Below are 26,103 nucleotides of genomic sequence, written 5' to 3' on the forward strand. Positions count from 1 at the left end.
CGGCAGAGGCAAGTACGTTGGCGAAAAGCGGTCGAGGCTCAATCGATCCGTCTGACATCGCTGGCAAAGACACCCCATCGCCAGCCCCGCCCTGTGATTGACACCCGTGATCCGGGGGCGAGCGAGCCTGCCAATTCCTTGGCAAGACCGCAGAACCTGTTAGCCAGTAAGGGCAGTTCGGCGACCGTAATACTATTCGAGCATCTGAAGGCCGATTCCGTCGACTCGACTGTGAAGGTGTGTTCGATGTCGCCTCCGATGGCGAGAGCAACGAGCATCGGCGCGCCGAGTACCACGACCCGGTATCCGAGCCAGAAGCCAACAAATGGCGCGGCAAAAGTCAGCAAGACTGCCTTTGCACCCAGGCGCTGAAAGCGATTACGCGCAGCCCCTAGCGTGATCAACCATAAGAAATAGACTGCCGCGAGAATGCCGACCACGATAGCCGCTGAACCGCTCCAGGCGATCCAACTGGGCGTGGGGACGTAGGGAAGGCCTAACAGTTCCGGCAGAACCGGCGAGACAGCAATGCCGATAAATGAGAGGAAGACGTAGCCCGACATTTTGGGAGCCCGTGTCGGCTTCGCTTGTTCAAACATATGCGTCACAACTTATTGGGGTGATTATACTTTATTCACAACTGAAGTGCAGGTCGGAACCGTCTGACTGCTTCTTGCCTGAGGTTGCCATCTCGTGGTGGTGCTAGCTCCTACGCCCACATGTCGCGCACGCAGCGGCCGTCCGGTGCCAGGTCCTCGAAGGTGTCGAAGCCGTCGAAATGGTCGATCGGGAGATGGGCGACCTGCTCCAGCGCGGCCAGCCTGACGTTGACGGCGATGCGTCGGCGGCCCTGCGGGTCGAGCGTGAGGCTGCGCCAGGCGACGACGCCGGCGCAGGTCGGGCAGAAGAGGATTTCGAGCGTCGGGTCCTTCTCGTCGGCCCGCGTGTACGCGCTGAGATCGCCGCTGACCGCGATGCGCTCGCCTTCGTAGTCATAGGCCCAGAGCGTGCCGTAGCGGTGGCAGAGCGTGCAGTTGCAGGCGGTGATCGGGCCGGGATTGCCCTTCAATGTCCACTTTCCGTTGCCGCAATGGCATGAGCCGTCGAGCATGGGCTGCTCCCGCTGTTGTTCCGAGGCGGCATAGTGCCCCGTTGGCGGGGCGTCCGCAATCGGTGCCGGACGTCAACCTTGCTCGATCGCCAAGGCAGCGTCGATGAGGGCGCCTTCAAGGCGAGATACTCTCCGATGTGCCAATGTCCTGATCGGCAGACATGGACCTTGTGGGTTCGAACGCCATTGACGTCGCACCGGTAGAAGTGGTGGCCCTGCGAAAGGTCCATGTCGGATCGCACTGCCTAGTTGCGGTCGAGCCGCATGACCTTTTCTTCGCCAAGCACCATGCCGGTCTCGCGGAAGCCGAAGCGGTGGTAGAGGGCGTGGGCGCGGGCGTTTTGCGGGTAGACGCCGAGATAGATGTCGCCGCATTCGGGGATCTTGGCCATGTGTTCTAGCAGGGCCGCGAGCGCCTTGGCGCCATAGCCCTTGCCCTGGTGGCCGGCGTCGATCATCAGCCGGTAGATCCAGTGGTTGCCATCATCGGGGTCGAGCGCATACATCGCGAAGCCCACCGGCGCGCCTTCGGCCATCACGGCAAAGCCGACGCATTCGGGGCGTTCGGCGAGTTCTTCGAGAGATTCGTCGTTGCTGGCGATGAAATCCATCTGGTTTTCGTGAACGTCGAGCCTTCGGATGACATCGGCATCGACGGTATCGACGGGCAGGAGTGTAATCGTCATTCGGTCCTCGTGGTTGACGCTTTGGCCTTGCGCTGCGGTCTCTGTTCAATCCCGTCTGCGGTCGCCTTCTCCCCGCGGGGCGAGCGGGGAGAAGGGACCTTGCAGCATGCTCGGCGTCCACATCCTGCGCCGGGGGGCGCGAGCGGTTTCCTCTGCGGGGCGAGCAGGGAAACCAAAGGGTAGGCGGAGCCAGGCCGCTGCCGTTCCCTCTCCCGATCAGCGGGCGAGGGAGTTGGGGGCAAGGAACCGGAGGCACGGGGACACGCGTCCAGCTTGGCTGAGCGTCAATAACAACTTGATTATACGTTTTCAGTTTCTGCCGTACCGGCCCGGCCGCTGCAGGCGCCGAAATCCGGAAAGCAAGCCCTTCTCCAACGGGCGCATTACCGCAACATTGCGGTGGCAAGAAAGGATCGGCCTTCCTGTCGGCCGCTCAGGTCTCTTCCACGATCTTCGGGTCGGCCTTGCCCGTCCATTCCAGGGTGATGGTGCGGCCCTGGCGGACGTTCTGGATGACGGAGGGGCGGAAGACGGCGAGGCACTCGCCCTCGGGGTCGCGCGCCGACGGATAGATCAGGCCGTTGCCGCCTTCGGCAAGAATGGTGGCGGCAAGCGCCTGGCCGGCGGGGTAGGCGACGGCGGTATCGGGCGAAAGATAGGCGGCATCCTTTTCGCCGCGCACGTCATGGAAGCGGCAGGTGAAGCCGGCGATCAGCTCGCGGTAGCGGCCGATATCGTGGAAGCTGCCGGCTTCGCTGAGCGCCCGGGTGCGGTGGTAGACGATTTCCGCCTGACAGGTCTGAAGCGCGCGCGGGCCGAAGGCGCAGTACCAGGCGCCGCGCTCCTCGCCGTTGAAGCGGTTGCCCGGCGGGCGGGCATGGCAGAAGGCGGCATTGATCAGCGACCAGCCGTAGCCGAAGGTCTCGTTCAGGAGTTCGGCCGGATCGACGCCGACGGGCAGGGCGAGCGGGCTCTGCCGCGCCGAGGTCATCGCCTCCAGCCGGTTGAGGATCTCGATCTCGTCGTCATCGTCGGCGAGCGGCTTGACCGCGGGCTCGTCGATATAGGCGGTCGAGATCAGCCGGACGGTTGCCGGCTCGTTGAAGTCGACTTCCGGCAGCGCGCTCATAGGCCGCCGCGCAACCCGTCGAGATAGCGCCTGACCTTCATCATCACGGGAATGCCGCCCTCGATCATCACGTCGACCGGCGAGCGGCCGGAAAACAGCGGGCCGGTGTTGACCGCCTTCGGCCATTGATAGGTGAGCGGCCCGTTGAAGAACAGCCGCAGGCCCTTGAATATGCCGACGATCAGGCTTGCGCGCATCTTCTTGTCCTGGTCGAGCTTGCCCTTGAAGTCGCCCGCCTTCATGCGGTTCCAGGTGGCGATCGGCACGTCGAAGAGCTGGGCCGCCTCCCGGTTGGTGAGGTTCCAGAGGTCGCAGGCCTTCACCACCGCCTTGACGATGACAGCCTCTTCCTGCCGGGCAGCTTGCCGGTCGGGCGCAAATGCCGGTTGTGCGAGGGCCATGAATGTCTCCTATGCGGTGACCGTGTGTATCATATGATATAAATTGATCGTGAGCGCGAGAAAGTCAAGGGTTGAGCCGGTTGCTGGCTTGGGATCTGCCATCACGTCAATTCGATTTTACTCCCTTGAAGGCGATCGCTAGGCTTTCGGGCACAGTTGATGGGAGAGAGAGTCATGAAGCGCGCACTTGCAGCAATCGCATTCGCACTCGCCTGTTCCGGCACCGCCTTTGCGCAGGACACCAGCATGAGCTTCTTCGTCACCAGCGTTAACCCCGGAAAGGGCGGCGACCTCGGCGGCCTGCAAGGCGCGGATGCCTATTGCGACACACTGGCCAAGGCGGCGGGGTCCACGGGCAAGAGCTGGAAAGCCTATCTTTCCACGGATGCGGAGAACGCCAAGGACCGGATTGGCACCGGACCGTGGTACAACGCCAAGGGCGAGAAGATCGCCGATGACGTCGCATCGCTTCACAGCGACAGCAACAACCTGACCAAGCAGACGGCGCTCAACGAAAAGGGCGAAGTGATCAACGGGCGCGGCGACACGCCCAACCGCCACGATATCCTGACGGGCTCGAAGGCCGACGGCACCGCGGCGACCGAGACCTGCGGCAACTGGACGATGGGTGGCGCCGACGGTTCGGCGATCGTCGGCCACAGCGACCGCACCGGATTGAACGATTCCGCCGAGGCCAAATCCTGGAATTCTTCGCACGCGACGCGGGGCGGCTGCACGGTCGAGGCCTTCAAGGGCACCGGCGGCGAGGGGCTGTTCTACTGCTTTGCCGTGAAGTAGGGCGCCCTCAGTTTGCAGCTGTCCATATCTGGCTGGTGTCTTTGTTCCATGCCTCCGAGCGACCGCGTCCTGGTGGCTCTTGCCGCTTGACCTCTGCCCAGCTCCTCGCCATCGGCTCTTGAGATCAATCCAGCCCGTCAATTCAGGCCGGCGCGGGCCAGTCCCTCGACGAGGCGCGCCCGGTCCTCGGCGCGAACGAAAGACGATGTTACGGCGACCGCGTCGCGGGAGATGTCGGGAACGAGCGACTTCAGCCGTGCGAGCAGGTCCGTGGCAGCTTCCTGGTTGTCGAGCAGCCCGGCACAGGCCGTGCCGATGATCAGCGGAACCACGTGGCCGGAGCGCAAGCGATGCGCCTCTCGGGCATAGTGCAGTCCAAGTTCGTAATTCGCGCCCTGGAAGTGGGCCATGGCGTAGTAGAACTGAAAGTCGCCGAGAAAAGCCTCGCGCGGGCTCAGTCTGAGGGCGTGGTCGATGCAAGGAATGGCGTCGGTGGCGCGGCCTCCATTGGCATGCGCAAGGCCCAACTGGCCGTGGGCAAAGGCGGAGTTGGGATTAATCGCGACAGCCTGGCTGATCGCTGCCATCGCCAGCGCATTGTCCCGCGTCGCAAAGGCGATCATCGCCTGCGCAAGGTAGGTCCACGGCTCCTTGTCATCAGCGGCAATGGCCTGCTGGACGAAATCCCTGCCAACGGCGAGCGCGTAGCCCATGTCCTCCCACCCCTGGAAGGCGCGCCACATGGTAATCCAGCCTTTCATGGCCAGCGCCTGCGCATAGCCGGGAGCCAGTGTGATTGCCCGATCGAGCAGCGGCAGCATCTTCCCGCTGCTCTCCTCGGACAGTTGCGAACACAGGAACACTGCCCGCACGACGCATTCCCAGGCATCGAGGCCATGATGCGGCTTAGGGCTTTCGCGCGCATGCTCTGCCGCCAGCAGTTCCGGCCCGATGCGGCCGACGACGCTTACGGTGATTTCGTCCTGGATCGCGAAGATGTCACCGAGATCGCCGTCGTACCTCTCGGCCCAGAGATGGACTTCCGAGGCGGCATCGATGAGCTGCGCGCTCACCCTCATCCGGTTGCCGGACTTGCGCACACTCCCCTCGAGAACATAGCGGATGCCGAGTTCGCGCCCGATGGCGCGTACATCCACGGGCTTTCCCTTGTAGGTGAACATCGTGTTGCGCGCGATCACGAAGAAGCCCTTGAGCTTGGAGAGCGCTGTCGTGATGTCCTCGGTCAGCCCATCGCTGAAGAAGTCCTGCTCCGGGTCGGCGCTCATGGCGCTGAACGGCAGCACGGCGATGGACGGCCGATCAGGAAGGGCGGGCCTCGGCGGCGGCGCCCGTGCGGCCGCTTCTTCCAGTAGGGGGCGATACAGCCGCACCGGCCGGTCCATATTCTTGAGCGCGCGTTCGCCGAGATACTCGTAGTCGCAGTCAAGCTTCCCCTGGAGGTGATCGTAGGCCGTGCCGGAAATGCAGATGCCGCCGGGATCAGCCACGGTCTGGAGGCGGGCGGCGATGTTGACGCCATCGCCGTAGAGATCGCCATCGACCTCGTGGATCACATCCGCGAGGTTGACGCCGATCCGGAAAATGATGCGCCGCTCCGCCGGGATATCGGCCTGGTCCTTGGCAACGCGTTTCTGGATGGCGACCGCACACGCGACGGCATCGACGACCGAGCCGAACTCCACAAGCGCACCGTCGCCCATCAGCTTGACGATCCGGCCCTGATGCTCGGCGAGCAGCGGATCGATCAGCTCCCGGCGCAGAGACTTGAGGGCCGACAACGTCCCGGCCTCGTCCTGCTCGACGAGGCGGGAATAGCCGACCACGTCAGCGGCCAGGATCGCGGCCAGCCGCCGCTCCGCTCTTGCAGGTGCCATGGCTGTCTCCCCCTCAGGAGATCCGCCGCATGAAGCCCAGGCGATTGACGGGATGCACCATCCGGCTGCCCGACACCGCGACCGTGCCGGCTGATAATACCACTCAGACGGCTCTGTGGCGACGCTTCACGAGTGCCGCCTTCGATGGCGCTTGCATCCACGATGCCGACGAAGCGCTGGCGAGGCGGGTAGGCGCCGGCTTCTACACATACGGCCCGAGCAGCGACAGGTCCGCTTCGCCGAGCCGGTCCTTGGCGGTCCAGAGCTGGTGCCAGTAGGGATAGATGACCGGTGGCAGGCTGACGGCGTCGAGCAGTTCGCGTTCCTCATCGGAGAGCTTCAGGCCGGCAGCGGCCAGGTTGTCGGCGAACTGGGCCTCGGTGCGGCCGCCGATGATGACGGATGTCACGCCCTTGCGGCCGATCAGCCAGGCGAGCGCCACCTGCGCCGGCGACACGCCGCGCTCGGCGGCGATGGCCACGAGCATGTCGACGATCTTCCATAGCCGCTCCTCGTCGCGGATCGGCGGCTCTTTCCAGCCGGCGAGCTGGCGGGTGCCCTCGGGCGTTTCGTTCCGCCGGTGCTTGCCGGAGAGCAGGCCGCCGGCAAGCGGGCTCCAGACGAGGACGCCTAACCCCTGGTCTATCGCGATCGGCATCAGCTCGTATTCGGCCTCGCGCGCCTCCAGCGTGTAGTGGATCTGCTGGCTGACGAAGCGCTGCCGGCCTTCAAGCGCGCTGACGCCGAGCGCCTTCATGATGTGCCAGCCGGAAAAATTGGAGCAGCCGATATAGCGGACCTTGCCGCTGCGAACGAGGCTGTCGAGCGCCTCCATCGTTTCTTCGAGCGGTGTGAGGCCGTCCCATTCGTGCACCTGATAGAGATCGATGACGTCGGTGTTCAGCCGTTTCAGGCTCGCCTCGCAGGCGGCGATCAGGTGCTGGCGCGAGAGGCCGCCGTCGTTGGGGCCGGGGCCCATGGAAAAACGCGCCTTGGTTGCAACCAGCACGCCGTTCTTCCGTTTGCCGCCGAGCACCTCGCCGATGATCTCCTCGCAGGCGCCGGTCGAATAGATGTCGGCGGTGTCGATCAGGTTGACGCCGGCATCGAGGCAGAGGTCGACGTAACGGCGCGCTTCCTTCAGCCCGACATTGCCGACCTCGGCGAACTTGCCGCGGCCGCCGATGGTCATCGTGCCCATGGTGATCACAGAGATTTTCAGGCCGGAGCGGCCGAGCAGCCGGTATTCCATGGTCTCTGATCCTTTGCTGGTGCGCGGAGCGGGAGGAGAAGCCTTCGCCCGCGATGAAAGCCGAAGGCGATGGGGGCGGTCAAGAGGTGGCCAAGAGGCGGGTCAGGAGGCGGGTCACGGGAGGGCGAGCGAGGGGCGATCACATGGGCGATCACAAGGGCGAACAAGGGCGAACAAGGGCGATCGCATGGGCGCGGCGTCCGTGTGCGGGCAGGGTGTGTAGACCGGCAACACGCCGCAATCGGATGTTGCGGTTCTTTCGGCTCCGGTTTCTTAGGGCTGGCTTGGGGACGGCAAAATGTTATCGTTTGGTCGAGAGATTAAGGGGAATCACTCGATGAGCGTTGTAAGGCGTCTGCTGTCCGCATCGGCGATCGTTGCCGGTCTGGGCTGTGTTGTTGCACCTTTGACGGCGAATGCGGCCGAAAACGGCGCCGGGTTCTATCTGCTGGGCGCGCGAGGCCCGATGGCCGGCCTGCTGGCGCCGCCCGGAACATATGTCCAGAACGACACCTATTTCTATTTCGGCGAACTCAAGGGCAACAAGCAACTGCCGCTCGGCGGCGAGATCGTCGGCGAAGTCGATGCCAAGATCGTTGCCGATTTCCTGACAGGCCTCTGGGTGCTGCCCGAGGAGGTGCTTGGCGGCAATCTCGGCTTCACCGCGATCGTGCCGTTCGGCGGGCCGAGTGTCGACGCCACGCTGTCGGCGCCGCGTGCAGGCCGCTCGGCCTCCGTCAGCGACTCGATCTTCACCGTCGGCGACCCGGTGCTGGGCGCGACGCTCGGCTGGCACAACGGCGATTTCCACTGGACGGCGAACGCCAGCGTCAACGTGCCGATCGGCGACTACCAGAAGGGGGAGCTTGCCAATCTCTCGTTCAACCGCTGGGCCGGTGACTTCACCCTTGCCGGCACCTGGTTCAACCCGGAGACCGGCCTCGATCTCTCGGGCGCTGCGGGCTTCACCTTCAACGGCGAAAACCCGGCGACCGACTATAGGACAGGTACCGAATTCCACGCGGAATGGGCGGTGACGCAGCACTTCAATCCGCAGTTCTCCGCCGGTCTTGCCGGCTATTTCTACCAGCAGGTAACGGGCGACAGCGGCGCCGGCGCAAGGCTCGGTTCCTTCAAGGGCCGCATCGCTGCGATCGGCGGCACCGTTGGCTACAATTTCAAGATGGCCGAAACACCGGTCTCGCTGACACTCAAGGTCTTCCAGGAGTTCGGCGCCAAAAACCGGCCGGAGGGTACCGCCGGCTTCGTCACCATCGCCTTCCCGATCGGCACGCCGCCGGCGCAGGTGAAATAGGCCCGAAGCGGCCTCCCGCTCGTCCGCCGGGCGCCGCTTTCGACCGGCGGGACGAGGGCAATGCATGATTACCGTCCGGGGCGAAAACGATCGCCCGCGGCAGTGTTCGCGCGTGGCGACGTTGCTTTATCTCCCGAACGGCGCATACTGCCGCCATCGCTGGGCAGTGATACGGGCCCCGTCGGCTCGAAGATCATTGCGCTTTCGCCCCAGTCCAGGAGGTCGCGCGATGTATTCCACCGCCAGCGCACAGGCGTTTCTCCCACACGACATGAACAGAATAGAGCAGGTTTTCGCAGAGATCCTGCGCGAGCGCGGACTTTCGCGCGACTGCGCGATGGCGGAGGCAATCGCAAGACGCATCTTCAGTTGCTACCAGCGAGGCACCCGCGAGAGCGGTGCCCTCAAATACATGATCGGTTTAGACCTGCGGTCGGCGACGCAAACGGATGCCGGCACGCCCGTCCATGGCAGCCAGGAGGTTTCAATGCAGGAGATTGCACGCGAACCGGACAGTCAGATCGGCCCTGACGATCTTGACATGTTGCAGCGCACCTTCGACCGCGTCTGCATCTGGTGCAGCATCCCGCGCTACGGCAAGCGCGCCGACCGGCTGGCCCGCCACATCACCGGCCAGTTTCGTCGCGGCGTTTCCGACGAACGGGTGCTGTTTGAAAACGCCATGTGGCTCGAGCAGCAGGCCGATCCAAGGCGGTACCGCGCCGACAACTAAAGCGCGCCGCGATCTTTGAAACGCGCGACGCGCTTTAAGTCCTCGAATTGGCGAATGTCGTTATCGTAAGACCGCTACGCGCTTTTGCACGACACGCTCTAGATCTCGAAAAACCGCTCCGGCATCAGCTTCCGGTAGGGGAACATGTGGAAATAGGGTCGCGCCTCGGCGAGCACGCGGCGCACGGACGCGCGTTCGAGCAGCCGCTCGAAATAGGCTGAAAGATGCGGATGCGACCCGTCGAAGGGCTCGACGATGCCGCCGTAAAAGAGCGCCGGCGTGGCGGCGCAATCGGCAAGGCTGAAGGCATCGCCGGCGGCGAAAGCATGCGTGGCGAAGTGCTTGTCGGCCATGCCATAGGCCAGAGCGAGTGCCGCGCGGGCATCGGCAACGCCGCGGGTGTCGTTTTCGCCCTCGGCCCGCAGCGTATCGGTGACGATCTTCTGCATCGGCACATGGATGTAATTGTCGAAGAAGCGATCCCAGAGCCGGACTTTCAGTGCCGTGTCGGGATCATCGGGGATCAGCCGCTGGCGGCCCGGATAGTGGCGGTCGAGATAGTCGATGATGATCGACGTCTCCGGCATCACCACGTCGCGGGCGCTGTCGGTCAAGACCGGCATCTTGCCGACCGGCCAGAGCGCTGCGAAGCGGGCCGCTTCTTCCGGGTCGAGCAGGTCGACCAGGCTGCTTTTGAACGGGGTCTCGTTTTCGTAAAGCGCGATCAGCACCTTGTGGCAGAAGGAAGCGAGCGGGTGCTGGTAAAGCGTGAGGGACATGCGCGTAGTCTCCAATGCGGAAGGGACGCTTGCGGATCGGTCGTCAGGTCTTTACGGGCCTGTTTATTGCAAAACCGGTTCTGTTTTGCAATCGGTTTTCGAGGGGTGAGGACCAAAAGATCTGGGGGCACAGCGGTGAACGGCGGCAGCCGCGCCGGAGCGCGCCGATTTTTTGGAGCCGCCATGCTGATCGATTCCAAGCGGTTAGCGCCGGAAACGGGGGCAGAAGCGCAAAGACTTGCCGCCATCGTGCCCGGCTACCATTGAAAGCGCAAAAGTTGCCCTAGAATTAATAGAACAAGGGCGTCGCAACGCTCGGCGCCCGTCGTCATCGCGACAGGGGAGGATTGCCGATGCGCTGCTTCACGGTACTAGGGCCCTCGCAGACCGGAAAAACCACGCTGGTAGACAAGCTGGCCGGTCTGGAGGGGGCCTCTCGAAAAGCCGCTTCACCCTATGGATTGAACCTAACGGAATTCGAATTTGGCAATGAGCCCTGGTGTGCGCTTGACGCACCCGGCGGCACCGAGGCGCTGGGCCATGCGCAGCATGCGCTGATCGCCAGCGACGCCTGCGTGCTGTGCGTTTCGCCGGTGCCGGAGGAGGCGGTGCTGGCCGCGCCCTATCTGAAGGCGATCGAAGCGTCGGGCACGCCCTGCATTCTCTTCATCAACCGCATGGACGAGCCGCAGGGGCGATTGCGCGATGTGATCGCAGCGCTTCAGGATTACTCCGGCCACATGCTGCTCCTGCGCCAGGTACCGATCCGCGAGGGCGATAAGATCGTCGGCACCTGCGACCTGATCTCCGAGCGCGCCTGGCGATACCGCGAGGGGCAGACCTCGGCGTTGATCGAAATCCCCGACACGGTGATGGATCGGGAAAAGGAGGCGCGGGCCGAGCTGCTCGAGCATTTCTCGGAATTCGACGACTGGCTGCTGGAAGAGCTGATCGAGGACCGGGCGCCGGCCAACGACACGATCTACGCGATCTCCACGCGGCTGTTGAAGGAAAACCGCATCATCCCGGTGCTGGTGGGCGCTGCAAGCCACGCCAACGGCATTCTCCGGCTGATGAAGGCGCTGCGCCACGAGGCGCCTCAGGTCGATGCGCTGCGAAAGCGACTGGCCGAGGCCGGCCCGATCGCCGAGAACGCCCTTTCGGCCGTCAGCTTCCACGCCTATCACAAGGCAAATGTCGGCAAGACCGTGCTGGTCAGGGCGCTGACCGCGGGCATCAAGCAGGGCGCGACGCTCGGCGGCGGCAGCCTCGGCTCGCTGCAGGACCCGGCGACCGGCAAGCCGCTGCCCAACGCCACGCCGGAGGCGGGCGCGATCTTTGCCGCCGTCAAGGCCGACCACCTGCCGGTGCCGGCGCTGCTCGCCGCCAACTCCAGTGCCGAGGCGCCGGACTGGACGGCGCCGCCGACGCCGATGCTGGTGCGCATATTGGTGCCCGACAGCGAGCGCGACGAGACCAAGCTTTCGGGCACGCTCGCCAAGCTCGCCGAGACCGACCGCGCGCTTGCGGTCATGCAGGAGGAAGGCAGCGGTGCGCAGCTCGTCTGCGTGCAGGGGCCAATGCACCTGCGCGACCTTTGCAAGACGCTTGCCGACGTCTTCCATGTCGGCGTTACCGACCGGCCGCCGAGCCCGACCTATCGCGAGACCGTGCTGAAACCGTCTGATGTGCACTACCGCCACCGCAAGCAGACCGGTGGGGCCGGGCAGTTTGCCGACGTCAAGCTCAGCGTGCACCCGAACGAGCGCGGCGCCGGCTTCTCCTTTGCCGAGACGGTGAAGGGCGGGGCGGTGCCGCGCAACTTCATCCCGGCGATCGAGGCGGGCGCGCGCGAAGCGATGGAGAAGGGTCCGCTCGGCTTTCAGGTGATCGATGTCGGCGTGACGCTCACCGACGGCCAGCACCATGCGGTCGACAGCAACGACTTCGCCTTCCGCGCAGCCGCCAAGATGGGCGTGCGCCAGGCGCTGTCGCAGGCGTCCGCGGTTCTGATGCAGCCGGTCATCCGCGTCGAGATCCACATCCCGTCGATCTATTCCGGCAGCCTGGTGCCGATCATCTCCACCTACAAGGGCCAGGTGCTCGGCTTCGACCGTGACGAGACCGCCAAGGGCTGGGACATCTTTCGCGCCCTGGTGCCGGGATCGGCCCTCGACGATCTCGCCCGGACACTAAGGGCGGCGACGCAAGGGATCGGCTACTTCTCAAAAAGCTTCGACCATTTCGAGGAGCTTTACGGCAAGGAGGCGGATGCGGTGATCCACGCGCATGGGGCGCCGCAGGCGGGGTAAGGCGTATCGTCTGATGCTCGTGTCGGTCTGTCAGACTATCGTGGCAGCCGCAGAACTTATCGACGGGCATAATCCGCTTAACGCTCTGCATGGTGATCTGAGGACTTCATTGCGAGCGCGATGAGGAATGTCTCTCCAATGCTCAGGCAGTACGGCTCGTTCTAAGTGGCCCTATTGAGAGAATTGCGTGGTTAAAACAGGAGAACAAGCAGCTTAGCTTGGCTGTTCAACAACTTCTTGCAACGCGAGCCTGAATAGCGCCTCGGATAGAAGGGCTTACTTTAATATGCGTCCTTGCCGCCTCCCGCCGATTGCCGCTCCCGCTCCTCGATCTCGGCGATCAGCCAGTTGAGGAAGGCCTTCGTTACCGGCTTCGTGCGCAACAGGTCCTCCTGGCAGACGAACTGGTAGGTTTCGGCCGGCTCGTAGAAATGGTCGTGGGCGAGGCGGATCTGGCCGGATTTGAACTCGTGTTCGGCCATGGTGCGGTCGATCAGCGCCACGCCCTGGCCCTCCTTCACCGCTTCGAGGATGATGTGCTGGTCGTCGAAGATCAGGTCCTGGCGGCTGCGTGGCAGCGCCAGGCCCGAAGAGGCGATCCAGCTTTGCCATTCCTGAAGGCCGCGATAATGCAGCCGGTTGCCGGACAGCAGCGCCTGCCTGTCTTCCTGCCAAAGGTCGCGGCCGCAGACGGGCACCAGGCGTTCGCGCAGCAGCTTGCGGGTGAAGCGTCCAGCAGGCGGCTGCAGGCAATAGGCGATGCTGACATCGGCCGGGCCGGTGCCGGCGGTGATGGTTTCGAGGTGGGAGAGGTGGATCTGCACACCAGGATTGGCGGTGAGGAACTCCGAGATGCGCGGCGCGATCACCTTCATCGAGAAGAACGGCCCGACCCGGACGCGCAGGATCTTGTCGCTCGTGCGTGGGCGGATGTGCTGGACGACGCCTTCGAGATCGTCGAAGGCGCGCTGGCAGGAGGCGTAGAGCAGCCCGCCCTCCGGCGTCAGTTCGACACCGTGCTGTTTCCTCACGAAAACCCGAAGGCCAAGATTGAGCTCCAGGTTGCGGATCTGGTGGCTGATCGCGCCCTGGCCGATGCAGAGCTCGTCGGCCGCCGCCGTCAGGCTGCCATTGCGTGCGGCCGCCTCGAAGGCGCGCAGGGATTTGAGGCTCGGCAGATCACGCATCCGCTTCTCCAGGTCTGGGTCGCCGGCAGCGTAGCATGAATTTTTTCGATGTCTGGAATGATTTCTTTCACCTTGCGAAGGGCGGCTGTCTTCGCGCATTGTCGAAGCATAATAAAGCAAAACGAAAACTGAAATCGGCCGAAAACACAGGCAGTTCCGCGCATAGGGGCAGGTCGGGTGCGACCCGAATGCCGCTGCGGATGAGGCTGCCTGCCCGGTCGAAGGGAAGGACAGAGGGAGCGAGATGATAAAGAAGTTCATGACCATGTCTGCGATTGCGGTGCTACTTGCGGCCGGCACAGCCAAGGCCGAGACGCTGGCGATCGGCACCGAGGGCGACTACGCGCCGTTCAACTATGTAACCGCCGCCGGTGAGATCAAAGGCTTCGACTACGATATCGGCCAGGCCGTCTGTGCCGAGATCAAGGCGGACTGCGTCTGGAGCACCAACGAATGGGCGGGCATCATTCCCGCACTTCAGGCCAAGAAGTTCGACGTCATGATCGCCTCGATGGCGATCAACCCGGATCGCAAGACGCAGGTCGATTTCACCACCCCTTACTATTTCAACGCCATGCGCTTCGTCGCCCGCAAGGATCTCGGCCTCAAGGACATTTCGCCCGAGGCGCTGAAGGGCAAGGTGATCGGCACGCAGTCCGGCTCGGTCGCGGTCGAAGCGCTGCAGCAGTTCTTTCCGGATAGCGAAGTGAAGCTCTATCCGACGATGAGCGAAGTGTTTCTCGACATGGAAAACGGTCGGCTGGACCTGATCCTCGAAGGGCAGATGGCCTTTACCGAGTGGCTGGCCAAGGAAGAAAGCGGCTGCTGCGCCTTTGTCGGCGAAAGCTTCGTGCTCGACACGGCCGAGGGCAACGCCATGGCAGTGCGCAAGGGCGACGAGGCGCTGCTTGCCAAGCTGAATGCCGGCCTGAAGACGATCATGGAAAACGGCACCTACGACAAGATCCGCAAGCAGTATTTCGACTTCGACATCATGGCCAAGCCGAAGACCACGAGCGAGTATTTCCGCTGAGGGTGACGCGCGCCCGCTGAGGTCTGCGGCCGTGCCGGCTGAGGTTTGCGGTTCTGCCCCGCATCCGGCCTGCCGGCCACCTTCGCCCCACTTGGCGGGAGAAGGAGGGTGCGGCAGCCGCTCGCTCCACTCTCGGCGGTGTCGCTGTGCCTCCATCGGAAGGCATGCCTCGGGTGAAGGGGGGCCGCTGAACGCGTTCCCACTGCCCGCCTGCGGGGAGAGGGCTCGTCCTCGGGTTCAACCCGATGAGAGGGCAACCTCCTCGAAAGATGCGTGAGGGACGTCTCTTCCAAGGTACCGTGAGCGCCGCCGCGGATCCAAGTCCAACTCCACCCAGACTTCGCCTGTCGCGTTCTGCGTTCGACGCATCGCGCGACAGGCGGACAGGGGCGGCGCCGGGGTTTCGCGTTTTCCCCGGCGCCCGTCTTCTTCTTCTCCAATCCGCAAATGAAAGTGCATGCGATGAGCTTCAGGGTCGCCGTTCTCGAATTCAACCAGGAAACCAACACGTTTTCGAAGCTCAAGACCGGGTTTCGCGATTTCGAGGCCTGCCACTATTTCGTCGGGGCCGAGATCGAGAGCCATTGCCGCGGCACCAATTCGGAGATTGGCGGCTTCATCGACTGCTGCGATCGCTATGGCTGGCAGCCGGTCTATACGGTGGCGGCGCGGGCCGAGCCCGGCGGCAGGATCGAGGAGGCGATGCGGCAACGCTTCGTCGCCGATCTCCAAGGCGCGCTTGAAGGCGAAAGGCTCGACGGCGTCTTCATCGTCTTCCACGGCGCCATGTGCACGGAAACGGCTGACGATGCGCAGATCCAGTTGCTGGAGGTAGTGCGCGGCATCGTCGGGCCGGAGCTTCCGATCGCCGCGACCTTCGACCTGCACGCCAATTCGGCGCCCGAGATGGCCGGCCTGCTCGATATCGCCGTCTCCTTCCGCACCTATCCGCATGTCGACATGGCCGAATGCGCCCACAAGGCCGGCGCGCTCTTGAACCGCGCCATGCGCGGCGAAACCCGCGCGGCGCTCGCCATCCGCCAGCCGCCGATGCTGAACGGCTGCAATGACGGGCGCACGACCCACGCCTGCGCCATGACCGAGCTGCTCGAAATTGCCGACGGGATCGCAGCGCGCGACGGCGTGCTCTCGACCTCGATCAATGCCGGCTTCTACGATGCCGATATCTTCAACACCGGTCCTTCGGCGGTCATCTGCTACGACCGCAACCGGGTTTCGCCCGAAGACGCGGAAGCGGAAGCCGAGCGTCTCTGCCGCGAGATCTGGGACCGGCGCGAGCATCAGGACGTGCAGCTGCCGCTCGACGCGTTGCCCGGCATCGTTTCGGCGCATCTTTCGAAAGATGCGAACGCGCCGCTGGTGATCGCCGATTTCTCCGACAATCCCGGCTGCGGCGCCTACAGCGATTCCACCTGCGTGCTCGCCCGGCTGCTGGCGATCGGCGTCGAGAGGGCGGCTTTCGGCGCGCTCTGCGATCCGGAAGTCGTGGCCGAGCTGATCACTGCCGGCATCGGCGCGACACGAGAGGTGACACTCGGCTGCAAGATCGATCCGCAAGTCGGCGGCGGTCCGATCAAGGTCAAGGGCAGGGTGGACGCGATCTCGGACGGCAGGATCGTGTTCGAGGGGCCAATGTTCCAGGGCCTGCCGGCGACGATGGGACCGAGCGTGCGCTTACACGTCGAAGGCATCGACATCCTCATCTGCAGCGAACGCCAGCAGATGCTCGATCGCAACCTCTTCCGTGCCGTCGGCATCGAGCCTTCCGATTACGCCATCGTCGTCGTGAAATCGCAGCAGCACTTCCGCGCCGCCTTTGGGCCGATCGCCTCCGAGATCGTTGAGATCGACGGCAATGGCCTCAGCAGCGCCAATATCGGCGCGCGGAAATTCCAGCGCGTGCGGCGGCCGGTCTATCCGCTGGATCACGGCGACCTCGCCTGAGGCGGGCTGCCGTTCACTGGTCAAGGTTCATGGCTGCGCCCTCGAAAGGGGCAGCCGTATGGCGCGGTAACTGTTACGTACTCCCGCAGTGCCCGCCTTTGCGGCTAGCGTCCCTGTCATGAAGGGAGCGCAACTTCATGAGCTTCATCGATCTTTTCGCCTGGATCGTGCTGATCGTGCTTGTGGTGAGCACGGTCGCGGTTCTCATATTTCTCGCCATGCTGCCGGGCTCGATTGCGAGACGCCGCAACCATCCCTGGAGCGAGGCCGTCAATGTCGCGGGCTGGGTGACGCTGTTCCTCGGCTTCGCGCTCTGGCCGATCGCGCTCGTCTGGGCCTATGTGGACGTGCCGCGTCCGACCGGGGCGCCTCCGGGCGCTGTCCCCGCCGGCGACGTTCATCCGAGCGAGGCGCGCCAGCCATGATCGTCTTTCTCTTCAACGTCTACCTGGCGATCCTCTTCCTCCTGGTGAAGCTTAGGATCGTTACCTTCAATCTCTTCTGGAAGATTTCGCCGGCGATCGTGTTCCTGCTGCTGCTCGTCGGCCTGTTCATTCCGATGAACTGGGGCGCGCCGCAGGGCGAGGCGCTGGTGGTGCGCAATTCGGTCGCGATCGTGCCCGATGTCTCAGGCGAGGTGCTGGAGGTGCCGGTCGTTTCCAACGCCCCGCTCAAGGCCGGCGACGTGCTCTTCCGCATCGATCCCGTGCCCTACCAGGCGAAGGTGGACGCGCTGCAGGCCCAGCTGTCGCTGCAGGAGCTCCGGCTTTCGCAGATGACGAAGCTGCAGTCGCGTGATGCCGCAACCGAATTCGACGTCCAGCAGCGCCAGGCGGACGTCGACAATCTGAAGGCGCAGATCAGCAATGCCGAGTGGGAGCTCGGCAAGACGACGGTGCGGGCGCCGGCCGATGGCTACGTGACCAACCTTGCGCTGCGCAAGGGCGCGCGCGTGACGACGCTGCCGCTGTCGCCGGCCATGGCCTTCATCGACACGTCGGAAACGATCATCGGGGTCGAGATCAACCAGATCGACGCGCGCTACATCAAGCCCGGACAGATGGTGGAGGCGACCTTCAAGTTCGCGCCCGGCGAGACCTACACCGGCACGGTCGAAAGCGTGCTGCAGGCGATCGCCTCCGGGCAGGCGAGGGTGTCCGGCACGGCGGTGACGCCGGAGGCGCTTTCGGCCGCGCCGTTCATCGTGCGGGTGAAACTCGACGACCAGGCCTTCGCCGCACGGCTGCCGGCCGGCGCCACGGGCGATGCGGCGATCTTTACCGAGCGGGTGAAGGCTGCGCACGTGATCCGCCGGGTGCTCTTGCGCCAGATCGCGATCACCAACTACGTCAATCCGTTCTGACCCCCGTTCTGATCCTTTGTCGTCCGCAGGTTTTTGCGCGTGGTTGTTCGGTGGCCGTTTGGGACGTAGCATGGTGCCCGCAAACCGGCATCAGGACGGCGACAGATCATGACACTTTCCGCAATCCAGACGCCGCAGGTTCTGTTCACGAGCGCCGGACGGGCGTGGAAGGGGCTTGCCGCGGATTTCATCCATATTCCGCGCGGGCTGGTGCATGTGCCCGGCGGTGACATGCATCGGCTGGGCATGCATTTCGGGCCGCCGGTCAACGCCGATTGCCGCTGCGGCGGGCGGCGCATGCGACGGGTGCAGAAGCCGGGCGATATCGATATCGTGCCGGCGGGCGTCGACGGTTCCTGGGAGGACGATGCGGACTGTCGGATCCTCAGGCTGAGTTTCTCGCGCGCGCTGCTCGATGGCGTGGCGGCGGATCTCGGGCGGGAGAGCGTCGAGCTGCTGCCGCAGATGCAGGTCCGCGATGCCCGGCTCGAGGCGATCGGCTGGGCGATCAAGGCGGATCTCGAAGCGGAGACGCCGTCCGATCCGCTCTATGTCGACCTTCTCGCCAATGCGCTGGCCGTGCGGCTGATCGAAAGCGCGACCGGCGGCGCGCGGGCGGAAGGGCACAGCGAACCCAAGCTCTCGGCGCGGCAGTTGCGGGGGCTGACCGAGTACATCGAGACCCATCTGGACCAGCGGCTTCATCTGGCCGATCTCGCCGCGGTCGCGGGCTTGAGCGCCACCCGGCTGAAAATCCTCTTTCGCAACAGCACCGGCCTGCCGGTGCATCAATATGTCATCCGTCGCCGTGTGGAATTTGCCCGCGCGCTGATGACCACGACGAACCTGCCGGCGAGCGAGATCGCGGTCGCCGCGGGCTTTTCCCATCAAAGCCATATGGCCTCGACCATGCGCCGGCTGCTCGGCGAGACGCCGGGCGCAATCATGCGGCGCTCCGGCGAAATCTGACCGAAGCTGCAAAATCCTGGCTGAATCTGTGCGACCGGGTTCCGCCTGATCCCTAGTCCTTGCCCGTCTTCAGCAAGGAAAAAAGATCATGTTCGTCATTCTCGGAGCGGCCGGAAAGGTCGGGACATCAACGGCGTCGGCCCTGCGCGCGGAGGGGCTGCCGGTGCGGGCGGTGCTGCGCGATCCGGCAAAGGCCGGTCCATTGCAGGCGATCGGCTGCGACGTCGCCTTTGCCGATTTGCGTGACACGGCAGCGCTCGGGGCGGCGATCGCGGAAGCCGAGGCCGTGCAGATCATCCTGCCGCCGCCGCTCAAGGCCGAAGATGCCAGAGCGGAAATGCGTTCGCTCACCGAGAGCATGGTGGGAGCGCTGGCGCAGGCGCGGCCGAAACGCGTGCTGGCGATCTCCGACTATGGCGCCCACGTGCCCGAGGATATCGGCATGCCCACCGTCTTCCGTCTCTTCGAGGAGCGGCTTCGCCGGCTCGACATGCCCAAGATCTTCCTGCGATCGGCCGAGCATATGGAAGGCTGGGCGCGCGGCATCCCGGCGGCGATCGCGACCGGTGCCCTTCCGAGCCTGCATCATCCGGTGGAGCGGAGCTTTGCCGCCGTTTCGACCGGAGACGTGGGGCGCATGGCTGCGGACCTGCTCCGCCGCCCGGTCGCGGAAACGGTGGAGCAGATCGTGCATGTCGAGGGACCGCGCCGCTATAGCGCCAGCGACGTGGCCGCGGCCCTGGGCCCGTTGCTCGGGCGTACGATCATGGCGCAAGCGGTGCCGCGCGGCGCGTGGCAGGAGGCGCTGGAGCGGGCCTTGAGCGCAAGCACCGCCCGGCTTCTGGTCGATCTCTACGACGCCCATAACAAGGGCGGGCTGATCGACGTCGAGCCGGGCGGCGAGGTTCGTTATGGAACGACCGGATTGGTCGAGGCCCTGCGGCCCTTCGCGCCGGCCTGATGGGTTTCAAGGTTTCGTACAGACGCAATTCCGGTCGGAAAACCGCTGTGCACTTTTCCTGGAATTGCTTAGCCGGCAATCGGCAGCGGCGCCTCCGGGTTGACGAGGCCGGCTGCGCGCAGGTCCCGCCAGAAGTCGGCCGGAACGGCCTCGTTGAGGGCGGCGCGGTCTTCGGCGATGCGGGAAGGCTGGCTGGCGCCGGGGATGACGGCGGCGACCGCGGGGTTGGCGAGCGAGAACTGCAGGCCGGCCGCCTTCATCGAGATGCCATGACGGTCGGCGATCGCCTTGATGCGCGCAACCTTGTCGAGGATGGCGGGCGTCGCCGGGGCATATTCGAAGTTCGGGCCGCCGACGAGCGCGCCGGAGCTATAGGGGCCGCCGACGACGATGCCGAGGCCGCGCTTGGTGACTTCGGGCATGACGCGCTGCAGCGCCCGATCATGGTCAAGCAGGGTGTAGCGGCCGGCAAGCAGGAAGCCATCGGGGCGGGGGCCTTCGAGCGCCAGCAGCAGTTCGATCGGCTCGACCCGGTTGACGCCGAGCCCCCAAGCCTTGATCACGCCCTCGTCGCGCAACTTGTCGAGCGCCTTGAAGGCGCCCTTGCGTGCGGTCTCGAAGACGTCGAGCCATTCGTCGCCGTAGAAATCCTGGGCGACGTCGTGGACGAAGGCGATCTCGATCCGGTCGGTCTTCAGGCGCTTGAGGCTGTCTTCGATCGAGCGCAGCGTCGCGTCATGGGTGTAGTCGTTGACGATCTTGTTGGGGCGGCCGTAGCGGAAGACGTCGCCCTTCTCGCCGAGGTCGCGGGCGCTGACATCCTCGATCTCGTCGAGGATCACCCGGCCGACCTTGGTGCTGATGACGTATTCGTCACGCGGGCGTCCGGCGAGCGCCTCGCCCATGCGGATCTCGGCAAGGCCGGCGCCGTAGAAGGGAGCGTTGTCGAAATAGCGGATGCCGTCGTTCCAGGCGGCCTCGACGGTCGCAAGCGCTTCCTGTTCGGGGATTTCGCGGAACATGTTGCCGAGCGGAGCTGCGCCAAAGCCGAGCTTGCCGGGCAGAATATCCTTGAGTGTCATGTGTCCTGTCCTTTGCTGTTGAATGGCAGGTGTTGATGTGCGGTGCTGCGATCGGTGAGGCATCGCTGTCGGGCAGAGAGATAGGTCGGGCTGCGGATCGGCATTAGGCAGGCGGATTTCGCAGGAATTGAGAAACGAATTCACAGATGGCTGGCTGGAAACCGCATCGGCGGCTATCGATCGCCGATCGCCGGCTTTCGCCGCGATCGCCGATTATTGTTGTTTCCGGCTGTCGGCAAACGCCGCCTTGGTTCGTCTTCATGAAGTGTAACAGGGAGCGACGCCGCATGAAGCTTTATTTCAGCCGAAACCCCAATCCGCGTCTGGCCGTGGCAACAGCGCGGTTTCTGAAGGCCGAGGTCGCCTTCGAATTTGCCGAGCCATTGGCGCCGGGGCAAGCGGACCGCTATCGGCCGCTCAATCCCAACCTGCTTCTGCCGATCCTGGAGCGTCCCGGCCGGGCGCTCTGGGAGGCGGATGCGATCGCCTGCTTTCTATCCCGAAAGCTCGGTTCCAATTTCTGGCGAAGGGATGACGACGAGCCGGAGATGATCCGCTGGATCAGCTGGGGTAAGGAGAACTTCGTGAAGGCCTGCGACATGGTGCATTGGGAGCGCGGCACCAAGCTGCGCTACGGCATCGGCCCTTGCGAAGAGGCGATGGTGGAGGAGGGGTTGAGGGGCTTTCACAGGGCGGCGCGATTGTTGGAGGAAGAGCTGACAGGCCGCGCCTGGCTGCTGGGCGATAGCATTTCCTATGCCGATTTCCGCATGGCGACGTTCCTGCCCTACAACGACGCGGCGCGGCTGCCGATCGCGGACTATCCGGCGCTTGCGCGCTGGGCCGGGCGGCTGGACGAGATCGAGGTCTGGCACGATCCTTTCGGCGGGCTCGTCGCGCCCGAGATGCCGCCGCTTCCGGCTTGATAGGCGGCTCGTCGGGCGGCCTGCGCGGGGCGCTTTCGGCGGCAGTCGCGGGTGGTTTCGAAGCGGGCGCTTCCCGGCCTGGCGGCAGGTCTCCGGACGCTGGATTTCGTCTGCGATCCCAGTATGATGGGTCTGCAACCTTCCTTCCGGTCGGCCGCCATCCCGCGCGGTCGACCCTGCCGGAAACTCCCGATCATGCCGTTATCCGTCGTTTCCGCCGCGGCGCTGTCGCCGCCCTATACTGCCGAAGATCTGGTCCGGATGGATCGTTTTCGCGAGGGGCTCGATTCCGCTGCGCGCGAACTGCTGGAAACGCATCTCGCCTTGCCGCGGGAAGTGCACTACGTGGCGGATCTGCGGCGCTGGATGCTCAGCCAGATGACGATGGCCATGCATTTCGAGCATCTGCAGGATAGGGCTTGCCTGCCGATTTCACCGGGCAATCTCGCCCGCACCATGAGCGCGATCGCAAGCCGCAACACGGTGCATGCCTTTCTCCTGGAAATGCGGAGATACCGCTTTGTCGAACCGCTGGAGCGTGGAGACGGCCGCCAGCGCGCTGTTCGCGCGACGGAGATGAGCGAGGCGCTCATCCGGCGCTACTTCGATATTCATCTGCGCGCGCTCGATCTCATCGATGGCGGCGACCGCTATGCGCTGTCGCGGCAGGAGCCCGGTCTCTTGCATGGCGCGCAGCCCCGTTTCGCGCGCCTGCTGCTGGCGCGTCGCGACTGGCACAAGCCGCCACCAAGCATCGCCAAGTTCGTCTGTTCGGATTCCGGAAGCAGCGTGCTGCACGACCTGATCAAGAATGCGCCAGCGCTGGCTGGCGAAAGTGCTGCGCCGATCTGGATCGGAAGAGTGTCTCCCAATGCCCTGTCGAGCCGGTACCGCATTTCCAGAACCCATACGGCGCGGCTCTTTGGCCTGGCGCGCGAGGCGGGGTTGATCGGCTGGGCGAAGACGAGCAATCGCGGCGCGTGCTGGATTTCGACGGCCCTGGTGCACGACTACCGCTATTGGCAGGCCATCAAGCTCTCGGCCGTTTCGATCGCCTTTGCCGAAACCTGTCGCGCTAGCGGTGTATTGGAGGCCGCCTGAAGGCGCATGCGGCGGGGGTCCGCTGAGGCTCCCCGCCGGGCGTTCTTTACTCGTGGATCGTGTAGGAACCCATTTCGCAGAGGTCCTGCGTATCGGTCGTCGTGTCGAGATCGTCGCCCTGGAACTCGAAGCGCATGTCGTACCGGCAGACGCTGCGGCCGTCGGCAATGGTGATTTCCATCTCTTCGCCGGGGCCAAGAGCCTGCCGGCCGAAGATGTCGTCTTCCCAGTTGTCGACGCCGGTCGGAGAGGCGTAGAAATTGTTCAGGACAGAATTGGTCCCGTTCTTCAGCGTGAAGACGAGGTCCTCGGCTTTTGCTGTCGTCGATAGGCACATGACAACTGCCGACGCCAGAAGGGCGAAGTTAAACTTTTTCATGTTTTCAACCTGTTGGAATATGTTATTGCGAGAACTCGCGACAAATTCTTTAGCTGAACTCAACGCCAAGCTGAAGATTGCTGCCGTTCCATCTTTGGGTCTATCTGGACCCGCTTGACCGGGCTTTCGGGTGCCGCAGCCGGTCGGAAGTCGGTCTTGGCCGTCGCTGCCAATCGGCCCGAATGGGCGTCGAAACGGCCGTTACCTATTCCCAGTCGAATCCCGAAAGGTGTTTCGCCTTTTTTAGGAAGACGAGATTTGTCCTCCTTCGGTTACCTTTTTGCTTGTCCCGCTGGAGACGGGGCAATCGCACAAGGTATGGAGGAGATACCCTTGGCAAGCATTGCAGAGGAAAATGCACTACCGGAAAATCCCGAAGACGAACGGCTGAGTGTCGGTGCCAATCTGGCCTACGGGCTGCAGCACGTCTTGACCATGTACGGCGGCATCGTCGCCGTTCCGTTGATCCTCGGCCAGGCGGCCGGGTTGAATTCCGCCGATGTCGGCCTGCTCGTGACCGCCTCGCTTTTTGCCGGCGGGCTTGCGACCATCCTGCAGACGATCGGCGTGCCGTTCTTCGGCAGCCGCCTGCCGCTGGTGCAGGGCGTTTCGTTCTCCGGCGTTGCGACGATGATCGCGATTTCGGGCAATGGCGGCATTCCGGCGGTTCTGGGCGCGGTGATCGTGGCTTCGCTGATCGGTCTTCTGATCACGCCGGTGTTTTCGCGCATCACCCGTTTCTTTCCGCCGCTGGTGACCGGCATCGTGATCACCACCATCGGTCTTACGCTGATGCCGGTTGCGGCCTTCTGGGCCATGGGCGGAAACAAGGCGGCGCCGGACTTCGGCAGCACCGCCAATATCCAGCTTGCAGCGGTGACGCTGATCATCGTCCTGCTGTTGAGCAAGCTCGGCAATGCGTCGATCTCGCGGCTTTCGATCCTGCTTTCGATCGTCATCGGCACGGGCATCGCCTATGTGGCCGGCATGACCGATTTTTCGCAGGTTGCCAACGGTCCGGTCTTCGCACTGCCGAAGGTCTTCCATTTCGGCTACCCGACCTTCGAGCTTGCCGCAATCATCTCGATGCTGATCGTCATCATGGTGACGCTGGTCGAAACCTCGGCCGATATTCTCGCCGTCGGTGAGATCGTCGAGACCAAGGTGGATTCGCGCCGGCTCGGCGACGGCCTTCGCGCCGACATGCTGTCGAGCATTCTCGCGCCGATCGTCGGTTCCTTCACCCAGAGCGCCTTTGCCCAGAATGTCGGCCTCGTGGCGGTGACGGGCGTAAAGAGCCGCTACGTGGTGGCGACCGGCGGCATGTTCCTGGTGACCCTCGGCCTCTTGCCGGTCATGGGGCGTATCGTTGCTTCCGTTCCGACCTCGGTTCTCGGCGGCGCCGGCATCGTGCTCTTCGGCACGGTTGCAGCCAGCGGCATCCGCACGCTGTCCAAGGTCGAGTACAACAACAACATGAACCTGGTGATCGTTGCGACCTCGATCGGCTTCGGCATGATCCCGATCGCAGCGCCCGGTTTCTACGAGCACTTCCCGACCTGGGTCGCGACGATCTTCCATTCGGGCATCTCGTCGGCGGCGGTCATGGCAATCCTGCTCAACCTCCTGTTCAACCACTTCACCGTGGGCAATTCCGACCAGCAATCGGTGTTCGTGGCGGCAACGGAGCGCACGATCCGCTACCAGGACATTGCCCGCCTGCATGACGGCGACTACTTCCTCAACGGCAAGCTCTACGACGCCAAGGGCGTGGAGGTGCCGCTGATCGAGGCGCACTGAACGGGCGCGATCTCTAAGCATGCCCAATCCCGGCGGGAGGTCGCTTCAGACTTCTCCCGGGATTTGTTCTGAAATATGCAATCCCGCACGGAAAACCGCTTCGCACCTTTCCTAGGATTGCTCTGAAATACGCAATCCTGGGCGGAAAACCGCTTCGCACTTTTCCTAGGATTGCTCTGAAATACGCAATCCTCGACGGAAAACCGCTTCGCACTTTTCCTAGGATTGCTTTGAAATACCGCCATTCCGGGCAGGGGACCGTTTCCTGTTTTTCCTGGCGTTGCTTTGAACCCCAACGAAAGGACACTGGGAATGACACAGCAGACCGACAACTACGCGCTCCTCGATGCGCTGCTCGGCACGATGGAGAAGGGCATCATTCCGGCGACGGAAGCAGGCGTTGCCGCCGGCAACAAGATCTTCGGCGCCGCGCTGATGCGCAAATCCGATCTTTCGACCGTGCTCGTGGAAACCAACAACGAAACGGAAAACCCGCTCTGGCACGGCGAAGTTCACACGCTGAAGCGCTTCTACGAGATCGAGGGAACGGAGCGCCCGGACAGCCGCGACCTCATTTTCCTCTCCACGCACGAGCCGTGCTCGATGTGCCTTTCGGCGATCACCTGGGCGGGCTTCGACAACTTCTTCTACTTCTTCAGCCACGAGGATTCGCGCGACAGTTTCTCCATCCCGCATGACCTGAAGATCCTGAAGGAGGTCTTCACGCTGGAGCCCGGCGGCTACAACCGGACGAATGCGTTCTGGAAGGGCCAGTCGATCCACGCGCTGATCGACGCTCTGCCCGAGCCGCAGCGGAGCGGCCTGAAGGCCCGCGCCGAGGCGATCCGCGCGAAATACGACGAACTCTCCTCCGCCTATCAGGACAGCAAGGACGGCAACGCCATCCCGCTGAACTGAGGCAAGAA

The 26,103-nt window shown here is 64.0% G+C and carries 25 protein-coding genes; 14 read left to right on the forward strand and 11 right to left on the reverse strand.

The features are described 5' to 3' along the window. Positions 1–38: 38 nt before the first annotated feature. From JVX98_RS09810 to JVX98_RS32285, 5 genes are all read right to left on the reverse strand, one after another. Positions 39–563, reverse strand: coding sequence for a hypothetical protein (locus JVX98_RS09810; RefSeq protein WP_205238460.1), 525 nt, complete (start codon positions 561–563; stop codon positions 39–41). Positions 564–709: 146 nt separating this feature from the next. After that, positions 710–1,111 carry a GFA family protein gene (locus JVX98_RS09815; protein WP_205238461.1) on the reverse strand — a complete coding sequence of 134 codons (402 nt, stop codon included), beginning with the start codon at positions 1,109–1,111 and terminating at the stop codon, positions 710–712. A 245-nt stretch (positions 1,112–1,356) separates the two neighbouring features. Beyond that, positions 1,357–1,797, reverse strand: coding sequence for a GNAT family N-acetyltransferase (locus JVX98_RS09820; RefSeq protein ID WP_205238462.1), 441 nt, complete (start codon positions 1,795–1,797; stop codon positions 1,357–1,359). A gap of 433 nt (positions 1,798–2,230) precedes the next feature. Continuing rightward, positions 2,231–2,926 carry an RES family NAD+ phosphorylase gene (locus JVX98_RS09825; protein WP_205238463.1) on the reverse strand — a complete coding sequence of 232 codons (696 nt, stop codon included), beginning with the start codon at positions 2,924–2,926 and terminating at the stop codon, positions 2,231–2,233. Next, the gene (locus tag JVX98_RS32285; protein ID WP_192446568.1) at positions 2,923–3,327 is read right to left on the reverse strand and encodes an antitoxin Xre-like helix-turn-helix domain-containing protein; all 405 of its coding nucleotides are present in this window, start codon (positions 3,325–3,327) and stop codon (positions 2,923–2,925) included. Before JVX98_RS32285 ends, JVX98_RS09825 begins: the two co-directional genes overlap by 4 nt. 174 nt (positions 3,328–3,501) lie before the next feature. Here JVX98_RS32285 and JVX98_RS09835 point away from each other — a divergent pair, with 174 nt between their 5' ends. Then, positions 3,502–4,125, forward strand: coding sequence for a hypothetical protein (locus JVX98_RS09835; RefSeq protein ID WP_205238464.1), 624 nt, complete (start codon positions 3,502–3,504; stop codon positions 4,123–4,125). A gap of 137 nt (positions 4,126–4,262) precedes the next feature. On the opposite strand, the gene JVX98_RS09840 is transcribed toward JVX98_RS09835, so the two are convergent. Both JVX98_RS09840 and JVX98_RS09845 read right to left on the reverse strand, forming a co-directional pair. Further along, positions 4,263–6,020 (reverse strand): adenylate/guanylate cyclase domain-containing protein, encoded by a 1,758-nt coding sequence (locus tag JVX98_RS09840; RefSeq protein ID WP_205238465.1) that lies wholly within the window; start codon positions 6,018–6,020, stop codon positions 4,263–4,265. Between the two features lie 202 nt (positions 6,021–6,222). Continuing rightward, positions 6,223–7,272, reverse strand: coding sequence for an aldo/keto reductase (locus tag JVX98_RS09845; RefSeq protein ID WP_205238466.1), 1,050 nt, complete (start codon positions 7,270–7,272; stop codon positions 6,223–6,225). A 337-nt stretch (positions 7,273–7,609) separates the two neighbouring features. On the opposite strand from JVX98_RS09845, the gene JVX98_RS09850 reads away from it, so the two are divergent. Beyond that, a complete protein-coding gene (locus JVX98_RS09850) occupies positions 7,610–8,587 on the forward strand; it encodes a transporter (RefSeq protein ID WP_205238467.1) in 978 nt (325 codons plus the stop codon). Between the two features lie 229 nt (positions 8,588–8,816). Then, entirely contained in the window at positions 8,817–9,320 is a 504-nt protein-coding gene (locus JVX98_RS09855; RefSeq protein ID WP_205238468.1) for a hypothetical protein, read from the forward strand. A 98-nt stretch (positions 9,321–9,418) separates the two neighbouring features. Here JVX98_RS09855 and JVX98_RS09860 read toward each other — a convergent pair whose 3' ends face one another. After that, a complete protein-coding gene (locus tag JVX98_RS09860) occupies positions 9,419–10,099 on the reverse strand; it encodes a glutathione S-transferase family protein (protein ID WP_205238469.1) in 681 nt (226 codons plus the stop codon). Positions 10,100–10,452: 353 nt separating this feature from the next. Here JVX98_RS09860 and JVX98_RS09865 point away from each other — a divergent pair, with 353 nt between their 5' ends. Continuing rightward, the gene (locus JVX98_RS09865) at positions 10,453–12,411 is read left to right on the forward strand and encodes an elongation factor G (RefSeq protein ID WP_205238470.1); all 1,959 of its coding nucleotides are present in this window, start codon (positions 10,453–10,455) and stop codon (positions 12,409–12,411) included. Between the two features lie 281 nt (positions 12,412–12,692). Here the strand turns inward: JVX98_RS09865 and JVX98_RS09870 are convergent, their stop codons facing one another. Continuing rightward, positions 12,693–13,598, reverse strand: coding sequence for a LysR family transcriptional regulator (locus tag JVX98_RS09870; RefSeq protein WP_205238471.1), 906 nt, complete (start codon positions 13,596–13,598; stop codon positions 12,693–12,695). A gap of 265 nt (positions 13,599–13,863) precedes the next feature. Between JVX98_RS09870 and JVX98_RS09875 the strand changes: the two genes are divergently transcribed. The 6 genes from JVX98_RS09875 (at position 13,864) to JVX98_RS09900 (ending at position 19,889) form a co-directional block, all read left to right on the forward strand. Continuing rightward, positions 13,864–14,631 carry a transporter substrate-binding domain-containing protein gene (locus tag JVX98_RS09875; RefSeq protein ID WP_205238472.1) on the forward strand — a complete coding sequence of 256 codons (768 nt, stop codon included), beginning with the start codon at positions 13,864–13,866 and terminating at the stop codon, positions 14,629–14,631. A gap of 462 nt (positions 14,632–15,093) precedes the next feature. After that, complete coding sequence (locus JVX98_RS09880) at positions 15,094–16,596, forward strand: M81 family metallopeptidase (protein WP_205238473.1); 1,503 nt, start codon at positions 15,094–15,096, stop codon at positions 16,594–16,596. A 137-nt stretch (positions 16,597–16,733) separates the two neighbouring features. Then, a complete protein-coding gene (locus JVX98_RS09885; protein WP_192446557.1) occupies positions 16,734–17,021 on the forward strand; it encodes a DUF3302 domain-containing protein in 288 nt (95 codons plus the stop codon). Continuing rightward, the gene (locus JVX98_RS09890) at positions 17,018–17,959 is read left to right on the forward strand and encodes an HlyD family secretion protein (protein ID WP_205238474.1); all 942 of its coding nucleotides are present in this window, start codon (positions 17,018–17,020) and stop codon (positions 17,957–17,959) included. Before JVX98_RS09885 ends, JVX98_RS09890 begins: the two co-directional genes overlap by 4 nt. A 108-nt stretch (positions 17,960–18,067) precedes the next feature. Next, entirely contained in the window at positions 18,068–18,928 is an 861-nt protein-coding gene (locus JVX98_RS09895) for an AraC family transcriptional regulator (protein WP_205238475.1), read from the forward strand. An 88-nt stretch (positions 18,929–19,016) separates the two neighbouring features. Continuing rightward, positions 19,017–19,889: an NAD(P)H-binding protein gene (locus tag JVX98_RS09900; protein ID WP_205238476.1), complete on the forward strand. Its 873-nt coding sequence runs from the start codon at positions 19,017–19,019 to the stop codon at positions 19,887–19,889. A 68-nt stretch (positions 19,890–19,957) separates the two neighbouring features. On the opposite strand, the gene JVX98_RS09905 is transcribed toward JVX98_RS09900, so the two are convergent. Then, positions 19,958–20,971, reverse strand: coding sequence for an aldo/keto reductase (locus JVX98_RS09905; protein ID WP_205238477.1), 1,014 nt, complete (start codon positions 20,969–20,971; stop codon positions 19,958–19,960). Positions 20,972–21,258: 287 nt separating this feature from the next. Here JVX98_RS09905 and JVX98_RS09910 point away from each other — a divergent pair, with 287 nt between their 5' ends. Both JVX98_RS09910 and JVX98_RS09915 read left to right on the forward strand, forming a co-directional pair. After that, positions 21,259–21,897, forward strand: a complete 639-nt coding sequence (locus tag JVX98_RS09910; RefSeq protein WP_205238478.1) for a glutathione S-transferase family protein — start codon at positions 21,259–21,261, stop codon at positions 21,895–21,897. Between the two features lie 195 nt (positions 21,898–22,092). Next, positions 22,093–22,998 carry a hypothetical protein gene (locus JVX98_RS09915; protein ID WP_205238479.1) on the forward strand — a complete coding sequence of 302 codons (906 nt, stop codon included), beginning with the start codon at positions 22,093–22,095 and terminating at the stop codon, positions 22,996–22,998. Positions 22,999–23,044: 46 nt separating this feature from the next. Here the strand turns inward: JVX98_RS09915 and JVX98_RS09920 are convergent, their stop codons facing one another. After that, complete coding sequence (locus JVX98_RS09920; protein ID WP_371258892.1) at positions 23,045–23,335, reverse strand: hypothetical protein; 291 nt, start codon at positions 23,333–23,335, stop codon at positions 23,045–23,047. A gap of 375 nt (positions 23,336–23,710) precedes the next feature. Between JVX98_RS09920 and JVX98_RS09925 the strand changes: the two genes are divergently transcribed. Continuing rightward, positions 23,711–25,177: a nucleobase:cation symporter-2 family protein gene (locus tag JVX98_RS09925; RefSeq protein WP_043619576.1), complete on the forward strand. Its 1,467-nt coding sequence runs from the start codon at positions 23,711–23,713 to the stop codon at positions 25,175–25,177. A gap of 312 nt (positions 25,178–25,489) precedes the next feature. Then, entirely contained in the window at positions 25,490–26,095 is a 606-nt protein-coding gene (locus JVX98_RS09930) for a deaminase (protein WP_192446550.1), read from the forward strand. Positions 26,096–26,103: the final 8 nt, after the last annotated feature.

It is taken from the genome of Ensifer sp. PDNC004 (assembly GCF_016919405.1).
Classification (GTDB): domain Bacteria; phylum Pseudomonadota; class Alphaproteobacteria; order Rhizobiales; family Rhizobiaceae; genus Ensifer.